Source organism: Pseudomonas oryzihabitans, assembly GCF_032027545.1.
GTDB classification, from domain to species: domain Bacteria; phylum Pseudomonadota; class Gammaproteobacteria; order Pseudomonadales; family Pseudomonadaceae; genus Chryseomonas; species Chryseomonas oryzihabitans_F.
In genome coordinates this window covers 382,849-398,634 of the sequence record NZ_JAVSJB010000005.1, presented here as the reverse complement: position 1 = coordinate 398,634, position 15,786 = coordinate 382,849, and the positions used below count along the sequence as shown (strand labels likewise).

General features: G+C 66.6%; 15 protein-coding genes and 1 pseudogene. 4 read left to right on the top strand and 12 right to left on the bottom strand.

All coding sequences use genetic code 11. From position 1 onward, the window contains the following. Window positions 1-137 precede the first annotated feature (137 nt). Genes RND78_RS11375 through RND78_RS11360 form a run of 4 tightly spaced genes read right to left on the bottom strand, consistent with a single transcriptional unit; the run spans window position 138 to window position 3,690 of the window. Window positions 138-776 (bottom strand): aldolase, encoded by a 639-nt coding sequence (locus RND78_RS11375; RefSeq protein ID WP_312728812.1) that lies wholly within the window; start codon window positions 774-776, stop codon window positions 138-140. Beyond that, complete coding sequence (otnK, locus tag RND78_RS11370; RefSeq protein ID WP_312728810.1) at window positions 773-2,065, bottom strand: 3-oxo-tetronate kinase; 1,293 nt, start codon at window positions 2,063-2,065, stop codon at window positions 773-775. Before otnK ends, RND78_RS11375 begins: the two co-directional genes overlap by 4 nt. 5 nt (window positions 2,066-2,070) lie before the next feature. Then, on the bottom strand, window positions 2,071-2,964 hold the full coding sequence (gene ltnD / locus RND78_RS11365; RefSeq protein ID WP_312728808.1) for an L-threonate dehydrogenase: 894 nt from the start codon (window positions 2,962-2,964) through the stop codon (window positions 2,071-2,073). A 21-nt stretch (window positions 2,965-2,985) separates the two neighbouring features. Further along, the gene (locus RND78_RS11360) at window positions 2,986-3,690 is read right to left on the bottom strand and encodes a FadR/GntR family transcriptional regulator (RefSeq protein ID WP_295461941.1); all 705 of its coding nucleotides are present in this window, start codon (window positions 3,688-3,690) and stop codon (window positions 2,986-2,988) included. 192 nt (window positions 3,691-3,882) lie between these two features. On the opposite strand from RND78_RS11360, the gene dksA reads away from it, so the two are divergent. Beyond that, the gene (gene dksA, locus RND78_RS11355) at window positions 3,883-4,287 is read left to right on the top strand and encodes an RNA polymerase-binding protein DksA (protein WP_312728803.1); all 405 of its coding nucleotides are present in this window, start codon (window positions 3,883-3,885) and stop codon (window positions 4,285-4,287) included. A gap of 311 nt (window positions 4,288-4,598) precedes the next feature. On the opposite strand, the gene pdxY is transcribed toward dksA, so the two are convergent. Next, a complete protein-coding gene (gene pdxY, locus RND78_RS11350; protein ID WP_312728801.1) occupies window positions 4,599-5,492 on the bottom strand; it encodes a pyridoxal kinase PdxY in 894 nt (297 codons plus the stop codon). Between the two features lie 189 nt (window positions 5,493-5,681). On the opposite strand from pdxY, the gene RND78_RS11345 reads away from it, so the two are divergent. Continuing rightward, window positions 5,682-6,119, top strand: a complete 438-nt coding sequence (locus tag RND78_RS11345; protein ID WP_312728798.1) for a DUF4345 family protein — start codon at window positions 5,682-5,684, stop codon at window positions 6,117-6,119. On the opposite strand, the gene RND78_RS11340 is transcribed toward RND78_RS11345, so the two are convergent. Further along, window positions 6,120-7,052 (bottom strand): LysR family transcriptional regulator, encoded by a 933-nt coding sequence (locus tag RND78_RS11340; protein ID WP_312728796.1) that lies wholly within the window; start codon window positions 7,050-7,052, stop codon window positions 6,120-6,122. 120 nt (window positions 7,053-7,172) lie between these two features. Here RND78_RS11340 and fpr point away from each other — a divergent pair, with 120 nt between their 5' ends. Further along, complete coding sequence (gene fpr, locus RND78_RS11335; RefSeq protein WP_058760032.1) at window positions 7,173-7,952, top strand: ferredoxin-NADP reductase; 780 nt, start codon at window positions 7,173-7,175, stop codon at window positions 7,950-7,952. A gap of 280 nt (window positions 7,953-8,232) precedes the next feature. Further along, window positions 8,233-8,919: a dihydrofolate reductase family protein gene (locus RND78_RS11330; RefSeq protein WP_312728793.1), complete on the top strand. Its 687-nt coding sequence runs from the start codon at window positions 8,233-8,235 to the stop codon at window positions 8,917-8,919. On the opposite strand, the gene RND78_RS11325 is transcribed toward RND78_RS11330, so the two are convergent. The 6 genes and pseudogenes from RND78_RS11325 to RND78_RS11300 all read right to left on the bottom strand — a co-directional run bounded on the left by RND78_RS11325 (window position 8,916) and on the right by RND78_RS11300 (window position 15,776). Then, window positions 8,916-11,141, bottom strand: coding sequence for a putative bifunctional diguanylate cyclase/phosphodiesterase (locus RND78_RS11325; RefSeq protein WP_312728791.1), 2,226 nt, complete (start codon window positions 11,139-11,141; stop codon window positions 8,916-8,918). The genes RND78_RS11330 and RND78_RS11325 overlap by 4 nt on opposite strands. 352 nt (window positions 11,142-11,493) lie before the next feature. Continuing rightward, window positions 11,494-12,870: a nucleotide 5'-monophosphate nucleosidase PpnN gene (gene ppnN, locus RND78_RS11320; protein WP_312728789.1), complete on the bottom strand. Its 1,377-nt coding sequence runs from the start codon at window positions 12,868-12,870 to the stop codon at window positions 11,494-11,496. 120 nt (window positions 12,871-12,990) lie between these two features. Next, the gene (gene tsaA / locus RND78_RS11315; protein WP_312728788.1) at window positions 12,991-13,686 is read right to left on the bottom strand and encodes a tRNA (N6-threonylcarbamoyladenosine(37)-N6)-methyltransferase TrmO; all 696 of its coding nucleotides are present in this window, start codon (window positions 13,684-13,686) and stop codon (window positions 12,991-12,993) included. A gap of 48 nt (window positions 13,687-13,734) precedes the next feature. Further along, entirely contained in the window at window positions 13,735-13,989 is a 255-nt protein-coding gene (locus tag RND78_RS11310; protein ID WP_312728786.1) for a hypothetical protein, read from the bottom strand. Between the two features lie 212 nt (window positions 13,990-14,201). Then, window positions 14,202-14,827: pseudogene (locus RND78_RS11305) on the bottom strand (CatB-related O-acetyltransferase). A gap of 208 nt (window positions 14,828-15,035) precedes the next feature. After that, window positions 15,036-15,776, bottom strand: a complete 741-nt coding sequence (locus RND78_RS11300) for a haloacid dehalogenase type II (protein WP_312728784.1) — start codon at window positions 15,774-15,776, stop codon at window positions 15,036-15,038. Window positions 15,777-15,786 lie beyond the last annotated feature (10 nt).

Below are 15,786 nucleotides of genomic sequence, written 5' to 3'. Positions count from 1 at the left end.
GCGGTGCTCCGGGCGGGTAGGGCTGACGACGTGGGACATGGCACTTTCCTCGCTATTGTTGTTGTTCAGGGCAAGCCGATCCCGCGACGGCCAACGGCGGCCATCGTGGGCGGGTATTTCAGGGGGCGGGCTTCAGGTCACCAGACGGCGCCGAAGGTCTCCGCCAGTTCGGCCAGCGCGGCGGCATCGAGCGGCGCCGGGCGCGGCTCGCTGAGCAGCCACAGCCGCGCGGTTTCTTCCAGCTCCTCCAGGGCGAAGCTGGCCTTGCTCACGCTGCTCTCCCAGACCACCGGGCCGAGGCGTTCGAGCATCACCCCGCGGACCTGGTTGGCCAGTTGCGCTACCTGCTCGGCGACGCTCGCAGCGCCCGGGCGGGCATAGGGAATCAGCGGGATATGGCCGACCTTCATCACCTGGTAGGGGGTGATCGGCGGCAGGATGTCGTCCGGGCGCCAGACGCCCGCCAGGGTCAGGGCCACCAGGTGGGTGGAATGGGTGTGCACCACCCCGCCCACCCCGGGATTGCGGTCATAGACCTGGCGATGCAGGGCCAGGGTCTTGGACGGCTTGTCGCCGGAGACCCAGTCGCCGTCCAGGCCGACCTTGGCGATGGCCGCCGGATCGAGGCGACCCAGGCAGGCATCGGTGGGGGTGATCAGCCAGCCGTCTTCCAGGCGGGCGCTGATGTTGCCGGCGCTGCCCACGGTGTAACCGCGGGCATAGAGACTGGCGCCGACGGTGCAGATCTCTTCGCGTAGCCGGGCTTCGGCGCTCATGGCTGTTCTCCCGCCAGCTGGCGCAGGGCCTTGGCGAAGAAGTCACGGCTGCCGAAGTTGCCGGACTTGAGCGCCAGGGCCAGGGGTTCGCCCGCGACCTGGCCGAGGGTGGCCGGCACGCCCGGATCGATCTGGGCGCCGATGCGCAGGGTCCGTACGCCCAGGGCCTGGACCACGGCGCCGGAGGTCTCGCCGCCGGCCACCACCAGGCGGCGCACGCCTTGATCGAACAGGCCCCGGGCGATCAGGCCGAGGGCACGCTCCACCAGTTCACCGGCGCGGGCCACGCCCAGCTCGCGCTGGATGCCCTTGACCTCGTCGGCGGGGCTGGTGGCATAGATGAGCACGGCCTGGCCCTGGTCACGGGCCCAGGCGAGGGCGGCGTCGATGGACTCGTCACCCTGGGCCAGGGCCAGCGGATCGAGGCGCAGGGCGGGGCGACCGGCTTCCAGCCAGGCGGCGACCTGGCCGTTGGTGGCCTGGGAGGCACTGCCGGCCAGGACCGCCTCGCCACCGGCGGGCAGGTCGAGGGCGGCGGCGTCGTGCGCCTGGAGCAGGCCGGCGCGGCGGAAATTCTCCGGCAGGCCCTGGGCGATGCCCGAACCGCCGGTGACCAGGGGTAGCTCGGCACAGGCCGCGCCCAGGGTGTGCAGATCGGCGTCGGACAGGGCATCGGCGATGGCCAGTCGATGACCTGACTCGCGCAGCTCGGCGATGGCCTGGCGCACGGCCTCGGGGCCCTTGGCGACCTGATCGTAGCGCAGCAGGCCGACGGTGCCGCGGCTCTGCGCCTGCAGCACCCGCACCAGGTTGGCGTCGCCCATGGGCGTCAGCGGGTGGTGCTGCATGCCGGACTCGCTGAGCAACAGATCCTGGACGAACAGATGGCCGCGGAACAGGGTGCGCCCGGTCTCCGGGAAGGCTGGGCAGGCCAGGGTGAAGTCGCAATCCAGCGCCTCCTGCAGGGCCTCGGCTACCGGGCCGATGTTGCCCGCGGCGGTGGAGTCGAAGGTGGAGCAGTACTTGAAGAAGAATTGCCGGCAACCGCGCTGGCGCAGCCAGGCGAGGGCGGCCAGGGATTCGCTCACCGCCTCGGCGGCCGGCGTGGTGCGGGATTTCAGCGCCACTACCACGGCGTCGGCGGCGTCGAGTACGGCGTCGGCCGCGGGCACGCCGATCACCTGCACGGTGCGCATGCCACCGCGCACCAGCATGTTGGCGAGATCGGTGGCGCCGGTGAAGTCGTCGGCGATGCAGCCCAGCAGCGGGCGGGTCTCGGTCGCGCTCATCGGTCTCACTCCGCGGCCTTGGGCAGCTCGATGCCCGGGAAGATCTTGATCACCGCCGAGTCGTCTTCACGACCATGGCCCGCGGTGGAGGCCTGCATGAACATCTGGTGGGCGGTGGCCGACAGCGGCAGCGGGAATTTCGAGGTGCGCGCGGTATCCAGCACCAGGCCCAGGTCCTTGACGAAGATGTCCACGGCGGACAGCGGGGTGTAGTCGGCCTTGAGGATATGCGGCACGCGATTCTCGAACATCCAGGAATTGCCGGCGCTATGGGTGATGACTTCGTAGAGGGCGTCCGGATCGACACCTTCGCGCAGGCCCAGGGCCATGGCCTCGGCGGAGGCGGCGATGTGCACCCCGGCCAAGAGCTGGTTGATGATCTTGACCTTGGAACCCTGGCCGGGCGCATCGCCCAGGCGATAGACCTTGCCGGCCATGGCGGCCAGCACCGCCTCGCCCTTGGCGTAGGCCGCGGCGGTGCCGGAGGTCATCATGGTCATCTCGCCACTGGCGGCCTTAGCGGCGCCACCGGAGAGCGGGGCGTCCAGCAGCAGGATGCCCCGCTCGCCCAGGCGCTCGCCCAGCTCGACGGCGTAGGCGGGGGCCACGGTGGCGCAGGCGATCACCAGGCTACCGGGACGCAGGGCGGCGACCGCACCGCCTTCGCCGAACAGCACGGCTTCGGTCTGCTCGGCGTTGACCACCACCGTGATGAGGATGTCGCAGCTGTCGGCCAGGGCCGCGGGCGAGGTGCAGGCCACCCCGCCTTCGCTGGCGAAGGACTCCAGCACGCTGGCGCGCACATCGCAGGCATGCACGGCGAAGCCGGCACGCAGCAGCGAACGGGCGACGCCCAGACCCATGGCCCCGAGGCCGATGACACCGACGTTGTCTTGCATCTTGTTGTTCTCCAGAAAAGGTCAGGCGAAGCCGGCCTGCCGTAGACGGCGGGCGGCGTTGTAGATGTGCTGGCGGGCGGCATTGGCGGCGGCCAGGGGATCGCCGAGGCGGATGGCGGCGACGATGGCCTGGTGCTCTTCGTGCACCTGGCGGGAGAAGTCCTCGCGCCGCGCCTCGTTGGTGCGGGTGATGCGGGTGGCCGTCTCCAGGTACTGGCTGACGAATTCCAGGGTCTTGATGAAGTAGGGGTTGCCGGCGGCCTGGGCGATGGTGCGATGGAAGGCCACGTCGGCGCGCACCCCGTCGTGACCGTCGGCGACGTCTTCGTCGATGGCCGCCAGGGCCTCGTCGATGGCGACCAGATCGGCCTCGCTACGGTTGATGGCAGCCTCGGAGGCGATCTCCGCCTCGATGGCGCGGCGCAGCGCCAGCAGATGGAAGACGCTGCCGGGCAGGCTGGCTTCGTCGGCGTCGATACGCAGTGGGCGGATGGTGGCATGGGCGGTGACGAAGATGCCGCGGCCCTGCTGGGGCTGCAGCACGCCTTCGTTCTTCAGCCGCGAGATGGCCTCGCGCACCACGGTGCGGCTGACCCCGAAGGCTTCGGAAAGCAGCGCTTCGCTGGGAATCTTGCTGCCGGGGGCGAACACACCGGCTTCGATCTTATCCAGCAGCTGCTGGGCGACGTTGTCGCTCAGGACATTGGCGGGGACCTTGGCGAACATGGAGACCTGCTTATGTGGTTGTAAGGTTGTCATACAGGTTGTGGTTTTACTTTCTCATAGCCTTTTGGCTTTGTGTAGTGGTTTTCGTCGAAGCACTACGAAATTTTGTGATGGTCTCGCTAGACGGATGAAGAAGAGAAAAACGTTACATAGATGTTATATTGTAACGTTTATGTCGATGAGAGCGTGATCATGACCCCCGAAGAACTTCTTGCCCAACCAGAGTCGGCCTACATGAACGAGGCCCAGCGCGCTTTCTTTCGCGAGCTGCTGCTCGGTCAGAGAGCGGATCTGCAGCGACTGATCGACGAGCAGGTGGAAGACCTGCGCGGCATGGAGGCCCATGGCGATCCGGCCGACGTCGGCAACGCCGAGCAGCAGCGCCAATGGCAACTGCGCCAACTGGAGCGCGAGAAGAAGCTGCTGGACAAGATCGACGAAGCCCTGGAGCGCCTGGCCCGCGATGAGTACGGCTGGTGCGAGGAAACCGGCGAACCCATCGGCCTGGCGCGCCTGCTGTTGCGGCCTACCGCGACCCTGAGCGTGGAGGCCAAGGAGCGCCAGGAGCAGCGCGAGCGGCATATGCAGTCGTCGTGAGGGGCGGTAGCTGGGCTTTCCCTCACCCTAGCCCTCTCCCGGGGGGAGAGGGGGCGGTATGGAGCAGGAAGGGATACCCGTAGGTTGGGTTGAGACAGCCCCATCGTCGAAGCCCAACAGGCAGGTAGGGTGGAAAACCGCGCAGCGTTTTCCACGCGCTCAAGGGCTCAGGCGTGAAGGGTTGCCCTCACCCCAGCCCGCTCCCGCGGGGAGAGGGGGCAAAGCGCACGCGTAGGTTGAGTTGAGACGGCTCCATCGTCGAAGCCCAACAGAGCCCGGCTCCGTTGGGCTTCGCTGGTGCTCAACCCAACCTACGCCAGCCGCCGCGCCTCGAACAGCTCGCCCGGATGCACGATCTGCTCGCGCGCGGCGATCAGCGGCAGGTCGCGGCTGCCGGGGCCGGTGCGGGCGACCAGGGCGTAGAGGGCGCTGACCGCATGGGATGCCGCGGCGGGCGTGGACTGGCCGTTGAGCAACTGGCCGAGCAGCACCGCGGAAAAGACGTCGCCCATGCCATTGGGCAGCGGTTGCAGATCCAGGTAGGGGGTCTGCACCAGCCAGGCGTCGTTCGTCTCCACCACCAGGGTGCTGAGGACGTCGGCGGGCAGGTCCGGGGTGCGCAGGCTGGTGATGACGATGGTCGCCGGACCCGGTTGGCCGGGGCGACCGAGCAGCAGTCGGGCAGCGGCTACGGCATCGGCAGTATCGACCAGCGGCTGGCCATGCAGCAGCTCGAATTCGTACTGGTTGGGGGTGATCAGGCTGGCCTGCTCGATGGCGCGGCGGCGCAGGAACTCGGGGATGCCGGGACGGACGAAGATGCCGCGGCCAACGTCGCCCATCACCGGGTCGCAGAGGTAGTGCAGGTCGCTGCGCTGGCGACGGATCTCCTGCACCACGCCGAGGATCACCTCGCCGATGGCGGCGTCGCCCAGGTAGCCGGAGAGCACCGCCACGCAGCGTTCCAGCACGCCCCGGGCGCGCAGGCCGTCGAGCACGTCGTGGATGTGTTCGGGCGGAAAGACCTGGCCCTTGAACTCGCCGTAACCGGTGTGATTGGAGAATTGCACGGTGTTGACCACCACTGGCTGCAGGCCGAGCAGTTGCAGCGGCAGGGTGGCGGCGGCATTGCCGACGTGGCCGTAGGCCACATGGGACTGGATGGATAGCACCAGCGGCGGCTGGGCGGGAGGGGTGGCGGGCATGGCGGTCACCTGGGCAGCGGGCTCGCGGTGTGAGCCGAAAAGAGGCAGCTTACCCTAGCCCTTCGGGCGAACCCTACCCCGGCTGTGGCGGTCTGCATCGGCAGTGCGGCTCGCTACCAGCGCCGAGGTCTTTGGCTGGTTACACTGGAGCGGCTGTCATCCATCCATGACCCCAAGGAGAAACGGGGAATGTCCGAGCTTCGCTTCGCACGTCTGGTGTTGGGTCTGCAGGCCCTGGTCTGGTTTGGACTCGCCTTGGCGCACTGGTTCTATCCCTACGAGATGGCCAACGCCCGCGGCATGGTATTGATGGATTCGGCCTCGGTGGCCGAGGCGCGGGTCTGGTATGGCGGCATGCAATTCGCCCTGGCGCTGTTCGCCGTGCTGGCCTTCCGCCGGGCGGAATGGTTGTCGGCCGGGCTGCTGTTGGTGGCCTTCGTGCAACTGACCCTTTTCGTGGTGCGACTGGTCAGCGGCGTACTGGGCGAGTCGGCCACCGCCGAGCTGGATCTCTACTCCCAGGGCTATCGCCTGGTGATCGGCATCCTGGCCCTGCTGGCCTTGCGTGCCCACCGTCGCCACGAGCAGCGGGAGCTGGAAAACCGGCGGATCTACGAAGGCCAGTGATCAGTCCAAGGGTCGAGGCCGCGCGGTGTCGATCTGATCGCTACGGTTCAGGCCCAGGGTCAGCTGCCGGCAGAGGTCGAGGAACTCCACCATGGCCCCGGTCTGGTACTTCTGCTTGTGCCAGATGAAGCAGAATTGCCGACGCAGATCAAGCGTCGGGGTGGCGATGGGCACCAGGGTGCCGCGGGCGAAGGCGTCGCGTAGCGCCAGGCGCGACAGGCAACCGATCCCTAGCCCCGACTCCACCGCGCGCAGGATGGCCTCGGTGTGCTCCAGCTCCAGGCGCACGTCCAGTGGCTGGGCGTGGTGGCGCATGGCTTGGTCGAAGGTCAGGCGGGTGCCCGAGCCCTGTTCGCGCAAGATCCAGGCCTGGGCTTCCAACTCGGCTTGGCTGGCGTTGGTCTGGGCCAGGCGATGCCCGGGCGCGCAGAACACCACCAGTTCGTCCTCGATCCAGGGCTGGACCTCCAGATCCGGATTCTGGCAGTCGCCTTCGATCAGGCCGAGGTCGATGTCATGATTGGCGACCCGTTGCACCACGCTGGCGGTGTTGTGCACGTGCAGGCGCACCCGGCAGTCGGGGTGGCGCTGCATGAAGTCGCCCAGCAGCAGGGTGGCCAGGTAGTTACCGATGGTCAGGGTGGCGCCGAGCTCCAGGGAACCGAAACCGGTCTTGCCACGCAGCAGGTTTTCCACCTCGGCACTGCGATCGAGCAGGGCCACCGCCTTGGGCAGCAGCTGACGACCCAGGGCGTTGAGCGTCAAACGCTTTCCCGCGCGGTCGAATACCCGGCAGTCGAATTGCCGTTCCAGTTCGCCCAGGGCGGTACTGGTGGCCGACTGCGACAGACTGAGCGCCTCGGCTGCCCGGGAAACGCTTTCCTGGCGGGCCACGGCGACGAATACCTCGAGTTGACGTAACGTAAATCGCATATCTGCCTTTTGGATAATCGATATTCGAATTATTCATTTCACGGATATTTTCCCCCTCTATAAACTGTCGCGCAATTTCTATCCAGCCCCGGGCTGTACCGATTTTTCCTGGAGTCATCGATGAGCAACCTGTACACCGAGCGCGTCCTGAGCGTTCATCACTGGAACGACACCCTGTTCAGCTTCAAGACCACCCGTAATCCGGGCCTGCGTTTCGAGAATGGTCAGTTCGTGATGATCGGCCTGGAAACCGAAGGCGGTCGCCCGCTGATGCGCGCCTACAGCATCGCCAGCCCCAACTACGAAGAACACCTGGAGTTCTTCAGCATCAAGGTGCCGGACGGCCCCCTGACCTCGCGCCTGCAGCACCTCAAGGAAGGCGACAACCTGATGGTCAGCCGCAAGCCCACCGGCACCCTGATCCTCAGTGACCTCAAGCCCGCCAAGCACCTCTACCTGCTGAGCACCGGCACCGGCATGGCGCCCTTCCTGAGTACCATCCAGGACCCGGAGACCTACGAGCGCTTCGAGAAGGTGATCCTGGTCCACGGCGTGCGCTACGTGAACGAATTGGCCTATGCCGACTTCATCACCAAGACCCTGCCCGAGCACGAGTTCATCGGTGACCTGGTACGCGAGAAGCTGATCTACTACCCCCTGGTCACCCGCGAGGAATTCCGCAACCAGGGTCGCCAGACCGATCTGATGCGCAGCGGCAAGCTGTTCGAGGACATCGGCCTGCCGCCGATCAATCCCCAGGACGACCGCGCCATGATCTGCGGCAGCCCGAGCATGCTGGACGAGACCAGCGCCGTGCTGAACGAATTCGGCCTGACCATCTCGCCGCGCATGGGCGATCCGGGCGACTACCTGATCGAGCGGGCCTTCGTCGAGAAGTAAGAACCTGTTCACGATCTGCTGCGCGTCGGCCAAACGGCGTTGAAACTGGCTTCGGAATGCTCATTTACCACTCGTAAACTCCGCTTCCTCAGCCATTTTCGCCTTGTTTGGCTCTAGCTCGCGAGATCGTGAACAGGCTCTAACGCCACCAGGCTCCCCGAAAACCCGCCCTCCGGCGGGTTTTTCGTCTGTGCGGCCAGGCGAGCTGAACTCACCCGGCGCCGGGCCGGTCGGTTTCTGCAAGGCGTGTCATGGCGACACGCCATTGCCAGGAGTCCCCATGAAGCCCTATGTGATCTGCCATATGATGTCGTCGGTCGATGGTCACGCCCTCACCGACGGCTGGGATCGTGCGGTCAAGAAACAGGCCGATGCGACCTACGAGCGCCTGGCCGAGCGCTTCGACTTCGACGCCTGGGCCTGTGGCCGGGTGACCATGGAAGAGATCGCCCACGGCGAGGGCTATCCCACCGGAGTGGCCCAGACGCCCATCCCGCGTACCCATCATTTCGCCCAGCGCGACGCCGCCAAGTACGCCATCGCCATCGATCCCCAGGGCAAGGTGGCCTGGAAAAAGAACGAGGCGCTGGATTCCCATGTGGTGGCGGTGCTCACCGAGGGCGTCAGCGACGACTACCTGGCCCACCTGCAGAATATCGGCGCTTCCTATGTCTTCGGTGGCAAGGACGCGCTGGATCTGGCCGCGGTGCTGGAATTGCTGAACGCCGAGCTGGGTATCGAGCGGCTGGTGGTGGAGGGCGGTCCCCACGTCAGCGGTTCCTTCGTCGCCGCCGGGTTGGTGGATGAGATCAGCGTGCTGATCATCCCCCTGGTGGACGGTCGCGGTGCCCATCCGGCGTCCTTCGAGATCGCCGAGCAGGCCTGGCAGCAGCCGCTCTACCTCAAGCTGGATTCGGCCGACGCCCAGGACGATGGCAGCGTCTGGCTGCGTTATCGGCGCGGCTAGCCGAGCGCCCTTGCCAGGGCCAGGGCATTGGCGTCGAGCTGGGCCTGGTCCTGCAGCGGGCAGACCCCGGTGGCATAGCGAGCGACCACCCCGGGCACCTGGTTCAGGGGCACCGGCCGGCTGATGTGATAGCCCTGGATGAAGTCGCAGCCCAGGGCGCAGAGCAGGCGGAGCTGCTCCAGGTGCTCGACGCCCTCGGCGGTGATCTTGAGCTTGAGTGGCCGGGCCATGCCGATGATGGCCTGGACGATCTGGTGGTCGGCGTTACCCTCGACCAGTCCGGTAACGAAGGAACGGTCGATCTTGAGGATGTCGATGGGCAACCGCTTGAGATAGGCCAGCGACGAATAGCCGGTGCCGAAGTCGTCGATGGAGACGGTCACGCCCAGGTCGCGGATGCGCTGCAGCAGCTCGGCGGTGGGCTGCACGTTCTTGACCAGGGCATTCTCGGTGACCTCCAGCTCCAGGCATCGCGGCGACAGCCGGTGTTCGTCCAGGCACCAGGCGATCTGGGCCGGCAGCGCCTCGTTGCTCAGGCTGAGCGCCGAGCAGTTGATGGCTATGCGCAGCTCGGGAAGGCCCGCAGCGGCCAGTTCGGCGAGATCGTGGCAGGCCCGGCGTAGCACCCAGGCATCCAGTTCCTCGATGAAACCATTGGCCTCGGCGACGCCGAGGAAGACGTTCGGCGCCAGCAGGCCGAGGCGGGGATGATCCCAGCGGATCAGCGCCTCGGCCTTGTCCAGCTGGCCGCTGGCCACGTCGAGGATCGGCTGGTAGTAGAGTTGCAGGCCGCGTTCCTCGACCAGGGCCTCGCGCAGTTCGGCCTCCAGCTCCAGCTGCAGCGAGATCTTCTCGCGCAGGGTCTCGTCGAAGAAGCTGAAGGTATTGCGGCCATTGCCCTTGGACAGGTAGAGCGCGAGATCGGCGCTCTTGAGTAGCTCTTCGCAACAGCCGCCGTCGCGGGGATAGAGGCTGATGCCGATGCTGGTGGTCATCACCAAGGTGCGACTGCCGATGGCGATGGGCTGGCGCAGCCGCTCGAGGATGCGCTGGGCCAGGTGACGCGCCTCGTCCGGGCCGGCGAGACTGGCGAGGATGCAGAATTCGTCGCCGCCGAAGCGGGCCACCAGATCGCCGTCGCGGACCGTCTCGCGAATGGTCTGGGCCATGGCGACCAACAACTGGTCGCCAGCGTCGTGGCCGAGGCTGTCGTTGATGCGCTTGAAGTGATCGATGTCGAGGAACATCACCGCCAGGTTGCGCCCCTGCTGGGCGTGCCGGGCGAGGGTGTCGGCGAAGGCCTGGTTGAAGGCACGGCGGTTGTGCAGGTCGGTGAGCGGATCGTAGTGCGCCGCCTGCTGCAGCGAAGCGCGGGCTTCGTCGAGCTGGCCGACCAGGGAGTTGACCCGCTCCAGATCGTTTTCCTTGCGTTGCAACTGGCGATCCGCCCAGGCCGCACCCAGGCCGCCCATCACCAGCAGCAGGGCGATGATGGCGATGCCCACGCCGAGCTGCCAGGAATTGCTGGCACCCTGCAGCGTGGTCTCGGATTGCACCGGGGCGATCAGCACCATGGACCACATGCCGGTGAAGTGCATGGCGGCGATGGCCAGGCCCATCACCAGGGCGGTAGCCATGCGCAGCCAGCGATAGATGCCGGTGTAATGGCGGCGGAAGATCTGGATCAACTGCAGCGCGGCGAAGCTGGCGCCCACGGCGATGAGGATCGACAGCAGGAAGGGGCCCGGGCGATAGAGCACCACCGCGTCGGTGTGCACGGCGCTCATGCCGGTGTAGTGCATGAGCACGATGCCCACACTCAGCACCACGCCGGCCTTGAGGCGCTGGCCGACGCTGAGGTCGGGCTGGCTCAGGGCTGGCATGGCCATGAGCCCGGCCAGCACCACGATCAGCAGCGAGGCCAGGGTGATCAGGAGGTCGTAGTGCACCTGGGTGGGCACGGTGTACGCCAGCATGGCGATGAAGTGCATGCCCCAGACACCGAAACCGAAGCTCAGGGCGCCCATCAGGCTCCAGGCCCGTCGCCGCGACAGGGTGCGGGTCTGGCCAATGCGCTCGGCGAACACCAGGGTGACGTAGCAGGCACTGACGGCGACCAGATAGGCGAGCGCTACCAGCCAGGCGTCGTGCTGGCCGTGCAGGTGGACCTGGTCGTGGGCGAGAGGGGCGACGAGGAAGTCGAGTCCCAGCCAGTTATTCATTCCGTGACCTCGGCAGGAAATCCGGCGTGACGGGGTGAAGCCGGTCCGACGGGATCTCCGCTTCGGTCAGCATTCGCCACAGCAGCCACCGCTTTGAGTTTAGCTTGCCTTGCCCTATCGGCGTGGTGAAGAGGGGCTTTAGCACGGAGACAGGCAGTTAGCGCGCGAGTTTTTTTTCCGAATGCGAGGTGAGCGAAAACGAAGCCATGATGTACCGAGCGGAACGCTCTGGATAGCTAGCTGGCGAATTCTTGATATTGGTTGGCCATCAATATGACCGTTCGTCGATCAGTAGCTTCGACGAACGGCCATTTAGGAGGAAAACCGGCCGAACAGGCCAGCGTGAAAGGATTCAGCTCACCACGCGATAGCAGGGCTCATAGGCCGCGCCGCCGGGAAGCTTCATGCGGTGCTGTTCGACGAAAGCCTGCAGCAGCTGGTCCAGCGGGCGCATGATGGCGGGTTCGCCATTGATCTCGTAGGGGCCATGCTCCTCGATCAGCTGGATGCCCTTGGCCTTGACGTTGCCGGCGACGATGCCGGAGAAGGCCCGGCGCAGGTTGGCGGCCAGCTCGTGGGGGGGCAGGGCATGGGTAAGTTCCAGCGCGGCCATGTTGGCATGGGTGGGATCGAAGGGACGCTGGAAGCCTTCCTCGATGCGCAGCAGCCAGTTGAAGTGGAAGGCGTCGTGGCGCTCGCGGCGGAACTGCTTGACCGCCTTGAGCCCCTGGGCCATCTGCCGGGCCACCTCGGCCGGATCGTTGACCACGATCTGGTAGTGGCGCTGGGCGGCCTCGCCCAGGGTGGCGCCGATGAAGGCGTGCAGCTGTTCCAGGTAGGGCGCGGCGCTCTGCGGGCCGGTGAGCACCACCGGGAGGGGGATGTCCCGGTTCTCCGGATGCATGAGGATGCCCAGCAGGTAGAGGAATTCCTCCGCCGTGCCGGCGCCGCCGGGGAAGATGATGATGCCGTGGCCGACGCGGACGAAGGCCTCCAGGCGCTTCTCGATGTCCGGCAGGATAACCAGTTCGTTGACGATGGGATTGGGCGCCTCGGCGGCGATGATGCCCGGCTCGGTGAGGCCCAGGTAACGGCCGCCCTGGATGCGCTGCTTGGCGTGGGCGATGGTGGCGCCCTTCATCGGGCCCTTCATCACGCCCGGACCGCAGCCGGTGCAGATGTTCAGGCTGCGCAGGCCCAACTCGTGGCCGACCTTCTTGGTGTACTTGTATTCCTCGGTGCTGATGGAGTGGCCACCCCAGCAGACCACCATCTTCGGCTCGACGCCAGCGCGCAGGGTACGGGCGTTGCGCAGCAGGTGGAAGACGTAGTCGGTGATGCCCTCGGAGCTGTCCAGATCGATGCGCAGGCTGCTCTGTTCACTCTCGGTGTAGACGATGTCCCTCAGGGCGCTGAACAGCATTTCGCGGGTGCTGGCGATCATCTCGCCGTCGACGAAGGCATCGGCCGGCGCGTTGACCAGTTCCAGACGCACGCCGCGGTCCTGCTGGTGGATACGGATCTCGAAGTCCTGGTAGGCCTCGAGAATGGTCTTGGCGTTGTCGCTGTGGGCGCCGGTGTTGAGGATGGCCAGGGCGCACTGGCGGAAGAGCTGGTAGAGGTTGCCCGAGCCGGCGGCGCTGAGCTGCTGGACCTCGCGCTGGGAAAGGGTCTCCAGGCTGCCCTTGGGGCTGACCTGAGCGTTGATGACCTGTCTGCTTGGAGCCATAGATGTTTCCCTAATCGGTGATACGGCCGAACGGCGACCGTAGCCGCGTGCGGATCGCCTCATGCGATCCGGCAGCCCCATTGTTGGGGCCTCGCGCGCCGGATTGCAAACCGCAGGGCGTCAGGTGGCCGGGGTGACGTCCAGGACGTGAAGGCTGGCGGGGGTGGGATAGTGCCAGTGCACCTCCACGTCCCACAGGCGTACCCCGTAGCGACGCTCCGGGGCCGGATGCTGGTAGGCCGGGCGCGGGTCCTGGGCCAGGCACTGCTCGATCAGCTCGACCAGGGGTTCGCCCAGGCGCTGGCCATGGACGTCGGCCTGGCGGCGCGCCGCGTCCGCCCAGCTCACCGCCAGAGCCGGTGGCGGTGCTTCGGCAATGGCGTTGTGGGCGCCCAATGGGCTGTCGGCGTAGGGCACATAGGGCTTGATGTCGAGCACCGGGGTACCGTCCAGCAGATCGATGCCCGACAGCAACAGCCGTCCCGGTTCGATGCCGTCCAGGCGGACCACCGACTGGCCGATGCCATTCGGCCGGTGGGTGGCGCGAGTGGCGAACACCCCCAGGTAGCGATTGCCGCCCAGGCGCGGCGGCCGCACGCGCAGGCGGGGTTCGCTTTCCAGTGCCTGGTGGAAGAGGAACAGCAACCAGACGTGGCTCACCTGTTCCAGCCCCTGGACGGCCTCGGGCCGGTCGAACGGCGGCAGCAGCTCCAGCACGCCGCGGGCGGCCGGCGCCAGGGCGGGCTGCCGGGGGATGGCGAATTTCTCCTTGAAGCAGGAGCGGACGTGGCCAATGGGGGTGACGCTGTGCTGCATGGCGATGGGCCGTCTGACACGGGGCTGGCCATTATGCCTGGCCCAGGCCTAGGGGAGCGTCGCCGCAGCGGCCTCCTGGGCATTGCGCCGCACGCCGCGCAGATTCATCGCCGCCAGCCCCAGTTGCAGCACGATCAGTGCATAGGCTTCGGCTTGCAGCCCCCAGGCGATCCATAGGCCGTTGCTGCACAGGAAGACCCAGAAACCCAGGTTACGTCGGCCTTGGCGCTGGGAAGCCACGAGCCAGGCGGCGAGCAGGGTGATGGCCATGGCCGGCCATTGCAGCAGGTCGAGCGCTTCCATGGAAAACCTTCGGTTGCATGATTCATGAAGGTGAGTTCCTGGGAGCGATCAGAGTTCCTGAGCCTGTCCTCAGAACCTGTTCACGATCTGCTGCGCGTCGGCCAAACCGCGTTGACAATGCCTTCGGAATGCTCATTTACCACTCGTAAACTCCGCTTCCTCAGCCCTTTTCGCTTTGTTTGGCTCTAGCTCGCGAGATCGTGAGCAGGTTCTCAGGGCGCCGGATGGCGTGCCCGGGCGTAGGCGATAAACCCCTCGATATCGTCGCTGCACAGGTGCGTGCCGGCGGCGAGGATGTCCGCTTCGGGCCAGTCCCACCAGGCGATGTCCAGCAAGGCCTGGCAGATCTCCTCGGAAAAGCGCCACTTGATGAAGCGCGCCGGATTGCCGCCCACCACCGCATAGGGCGGCACGTCGCGGGTCACCACGGCGCCGGCCGCCACTACCGCGCCGTGGCCGATGGTGACGCCGGGAGCAGCAGTGCAACGGTGCAGATCCAGCAGTCGCTGCCGATCACCACGTCGCCGCGGCTGCCGCCGTAGTCGGTGATGTGGGCCAGGTCGTCGACGAAGGCGGGGAAGGGATAGGTGGTGACCCAGTCCAGGCGATGCAGGCCGCCGAGCAGGATCTGCACGTCGCTGGCGATGGAGGTGTAGCAGCCGATCCTCAGGGTCGAGCCTTCCTGCAGATCCGAGACCTCGGGCATGCCGTAGGTGCCGGCGCCGATTTCGTAGTTCGGCAGGGCGTTGCGCAGCCGGATGGTGCGCTGATGGAGCTTTGGCAAGGCCTTGATGGCCTTGCGCTCGCGTTTCTTGCGGAGTCGGTCGAGAAAGCCCATGGGAGCGCCCTGGTGAAAAAGTATCGGCGAGGATACCGAGCGCTCCGGCCTCCCCTCAATCGACCTCAGAACCTGTTTACGATCTCCTGACCGTCAGCCATACGGCGTTAAAAACAGCTTCGGAATGCTCATTTACGACCTGTAAACTGCGCTTCCTCAGCTGTTTTTGCCTTGTCTGACTCTAGTCCAAAAGATCGTGAACAGGTTCTCAGGCCTCCGTAAGGTCCTCCGCATCGCTGGCGGGCAGGCCGAGCTGGTCGGCCAGGTCCTGCAGGTCGCTGGCCTCGAGGTCCCAGCCGCCGCGCGATACCTCGCCACCGGCAGGTCCCTTTTCCCGGGGGCGCTGGATGAAGGCGGTGGCCAGGCCCAGTTCCTGGGCAGCCTGCAGATCGCCGTTGTGGGCGGCGCAGAGCATCACCTGTTCGGGCTGCAGGTCGAGCAGGGCGCAGGCGCCGAGATAGACCTCCGCCGCCGGCTTGTAGCGCCGGAACAGATCGGCGCCGAACAGCATGTCCCAGGGCAGCCCGGCGTGGCGGGCCATGTCCAGCAGCAGGCTGACATTGCCATTGGACAGGGCGCACACCGGATAACCCCGGCGCAGACGCTGCAGCCCCGGCACCGCATCGGGCCAGGGCGCCAGCTGGTGCCAGCGGCGGTTGAGCCAGCTCACCTCGGCCGCGGTGAGCCCGGCCAGGCCGTGGCGCGGCAGCAACTCGTCCAGCGCCAGCCGATGGACCTCGTCGAGGGGCAGCCAGGGCAGGGTGCGGGCCTCGATCTGCGGCAGGATGGCCTCGTAGGCCTCGGCGCGCCAGGCGTCGGCCAGGGCCCCCCAGTCGGCCTGCACGCCGTGCTTGGCGGAGAGCTCCTGCAACTGCTCGACCAGGCTGCCGCGCCAGTCCACCACGGTGCCGAAGACATCGAAAAGCAGCGCACGAACGGTCGTCGTCATGGGTAGACTC